Below are 3,179 nucleotides of genomic sequence, written 5' to 3' on the forward strand. Positions count from 1 at the left end.
AAACATGGTGAATTAATTAGTAATAAAGCCGTGAATCGACAAAAACTAAAAGAGATACTGGCTAAAGCAAAACCAGCTGTCGTTGCTATTGAAGGCTGTGGAAGCAGCCATTACTGGGGGAGGTATGCTGAGCAATTTGGTCATGATGTTCGTATTATCAGCGCTAAAAAAGTAAAAGCCTTTCTCGAAGGCCATAAAACCGATGCTAATGATGCCTTAGCTGTTGTAAATGCATCATTACAGATTGGGTTAAAATTCAGTAAGCCTAAAAACGAAGAACAACAGTCTCTTCAAACTTTAGAAACTAGTCGCCTTTATCTTTCAAGAAACATCACTTCATTAGGTAACCATATTCGCGCAATGTTATATGAATACGGGATAACAAGTGCTCGAGGCATGCTAGGGCTGAGAACAGCAGTACAAAAGACACTGGATGAGCCTACCCTAATTCCTGCATGCTTAATTGCTACTTTGCATCGGCTGTGGGAACAATATCTCAATTTAAAAGATGAATTTACTACGTTGGGAAAAGCAAAAAATGCATTAGTTAGACAATTAAAACCAGCTAAATATCTTATGGCGCTAGAAGGCGTCGCAGAAGTGTGTTCGGGCATGCTTTATTCGACCATTGGTGACGGTAAACAATTTCAAAGTGGCCGACAAGCCGCAGCTTTTGTCGGTGTGACACCGAAACAACATAGCTCAGGTGGTAAAACGATTATGACCGGCATCATTAGAAATGGTGGTGTTAAGGAGTTGAGATGCGCGTTATATCAAGGTGCTTTGTCTTATATATCAGTATTACCAGATGAGCCTAAAACCGTAAAACAAGCCTGGTTGATTCAATTAAGAGAGCGAATTGGTGTGAAACGAACCTGTATCGCTTTGGCGAATAAAACGGTCAGAACTGCTTGGGCAATGTTAAGGTATGAAACTAAATATCAGCAGCAATTATTAGTAACGGAATAGATAAACCTAAATAATTTAATCCAGAGTATCAAAAATATAATGAACAGCTTTACCCATTTTTACGACAATGATGCAGCATAAACGGTAAGACCAACCTATTAAAACCTGTCTAAGTCGAAAGTCATTAAAGACTGTCAAACCGAAAAGGATAATAGGTGCGCAAACATCTTAGGCTAGAGGGTAGCTCTCTCAATAAAAAGCCGTATATACGAACGCATCTTATATGTTTATGTCAATTTATAGTTGTAAAACAGGTGGAGTCCATATACGACTTAGAAATCAATTTTGAAAGAGACTGTATTAACGCAGCCTTAAGCGGTGAGTAATTATTGGCTAAACTGTGTAGCGAAGCGAAACGTAGCCAACCTTTTCTTATATTGGTTTTAACTTAAAACGACAAACCAATTCATTTAATACAACAATAACACGATGCATAGATCGCTTGCTATTTTTACCTTTTCATATGAAAAATCTACCTTATTACTTTTTATTCCCCCAAACACTACTAAAAACACCACTAAAAAAATCATAAATAAATACAACTATAGCAATTAGACCACCCATAACCATAAAGTCTGCCGCTCCGGCTTCGGTCATGGCTCCCCCTAGCCACATCAACAATACACCAACTATCGGTAACCATATTTTTTTAAAATCATAGTTTTTCATGTTTTCTATCCTCTTCGTTAATAGATTAATGTACTTTTCTAGCCTAACGCCACAAACGATGAAAACCGTTATGCCTATTAAATTGCTTGTTGAACGAAGCCGCTCTGCGGCAGAAACAAATCACCCGACTAATCTTTAAGTAAGCTCAATGATGATTTTTAACGTGGAAATCACTATAAAAAGTGAAAAATAGAAGTGAAAAAGAGGGATACCCAAACCTTTTATCTACGACATTCAAAGCCCAAAGGCATTCACAACTTATATTATTTAACTCATTATATTAAAGGAAACATCATACTAGAACCAACTAAAAGTTAATGTTGCATTATATTACACCGCGCAAAAGACAGTGCATATAAGTCAATATCTGCTGAGTAAATTGATATTAGATAACAAAAACTAAGGCACTTTGTGCCCCAAACCGAGATAGAAAGCTAAGGCGCTACCCCCCCAAGCAACTTGCAAGTGAGAGTGAATTTGGAAAGGAAAAGGCAAGACGAGACCACATACTCGAACGCAGACCTGAGCCCTTTAGATCAGCCTGTTAACGCTTTACGGTCAAAGCCTCTAAAAATCAACCAAGCAGCGAAGACCATTTCCTGCAGGAAGATCGGAGCATCCATAATGGTCACCATAGTCGGTGAGAGTTCAAGGCCGAATAGCATCATCATGCGCGCAGCTAAGATCGAGACAGCTGCGAGAAGCCCCCACAAGGACAGCCATCTAGGCACTAGCCTTGTCCAATACAACGCATAGTTCAGTATTAAAGAACCTAGGCTGAATGTTGCAAAGGCGAGAGGAGCACTGCCCCAATCATGCCCGGCAAGCAGTATTTCGGCTAGGGTATGAAAGTGAGAAGTTGAGGGAGAATCTGTGGCGATGAACTTGTGACCCAGAAACACGAGCGTCAGCAAGTGCTTGGTAGCTATGGCGAAAAGCACTGCCTCAATGGATCTGGCCACAACATAGCCCAGTGCCAGACGTTGACTGAACGGTTTCAATACGGGGTAGAGCACCACCGCGATTCCGACGACTGCAATGTGATTGATGAGTTCGAGGAGAATTCCTGCTGCGACCCGCGTTCGGTTGATGGATGCCTGCGCTAGGAAATCGGAAACACTGAGTACCGGCTCAAGGATTATGACAGACAGTGAGAACGATACTGTCGCCATGATGAAGAGGACGCCCACAATGAGGGCGGTGGAACGGTGTGTCATCACAATTACCTCTTTCACGAAGCCCCCGAGTCCGATTAGGGCAATCCCCGACAGGCCGTTGGCGCACTCTAACGTCAAATTCAGCAACCGAGGAACGAGGTCGGCTGTAATTGTTTATTAGCCTATTTTTATAGGCGGTAGTTTATCATTAATGAACTAACCCAAAATGTAATACTATTTGATTATCTCTGTCCTAATACTTCCAAATGGGCCACCTTCTACCACAACAATATCTCCTGGTTTTAGAAACTTGTTGTCTGATTGAACCGTATTGAAAATTGATGACAATTTGTCGAGTCTATCGATTTTAAGTAAATTGGCGAG

General features: G+C 41.0%; 3 protein-coding genes. 1 reads left to right on the plus strand and 2 read right to left on the minus strand.

What is annotated here, in order from left to right:
* On the plus strand, nt 1–969 hold a 969-nt coding region (locus AC4GME_RS09035; protein ID WP_490379261.1), incomplete at its 5' end, for an IS110 family RNA-guided transposase.
* Between the two features lie 480 nt (nt 970–1,449).
* Here the strand turns inward: AC4GME_RS09035 and AC4GME_RS09040 are convergent.
* Together AC4GME_RS09040 and AC4GME_RS09045 are read right to left on the minus strand one after the other, a co-directional pair.
* Nucleotides 1,450–1,638 carry a hypothetical protein gene (locus AC4GME_RS09040; protein WP_490379262.1) on the minus strand — a complete coding sequence of 63 codons (189 nt, stop codon included), beginning with the start codon at nt 1,636–1,638 and terminating at the stop codon, nt 1,450–1,452.
* Nucleotides 1,639–2,174: 536 nt separating this feature from the next.
* Nucleotides 2,175–2,873, minus strand: coding sequence for a DUF4386 domain-containing protein (locus AC4GME_RS09045; RefSeq protein WP_490378198.1), 699 nt, complete (start codon nt 2,871–2,873; stop codon nt 2,175–2,177).
* Between the last annotated feature and the right edge of the window lie 306 nt (nt 2,874–3,179).

This window comes from Psychromonas sp. (genome assembly GCF_983033635.1).

Excerpts from the sequence above, each read along its gene's own strand:
- AC4GME_RS09040 (WP_490379262.1), bottom strand. The coding sequence starts at position 1,638 with ATGAAAAACTATGATTTTAAAAAAATATGGTTACCGATAGTTGGTGTA.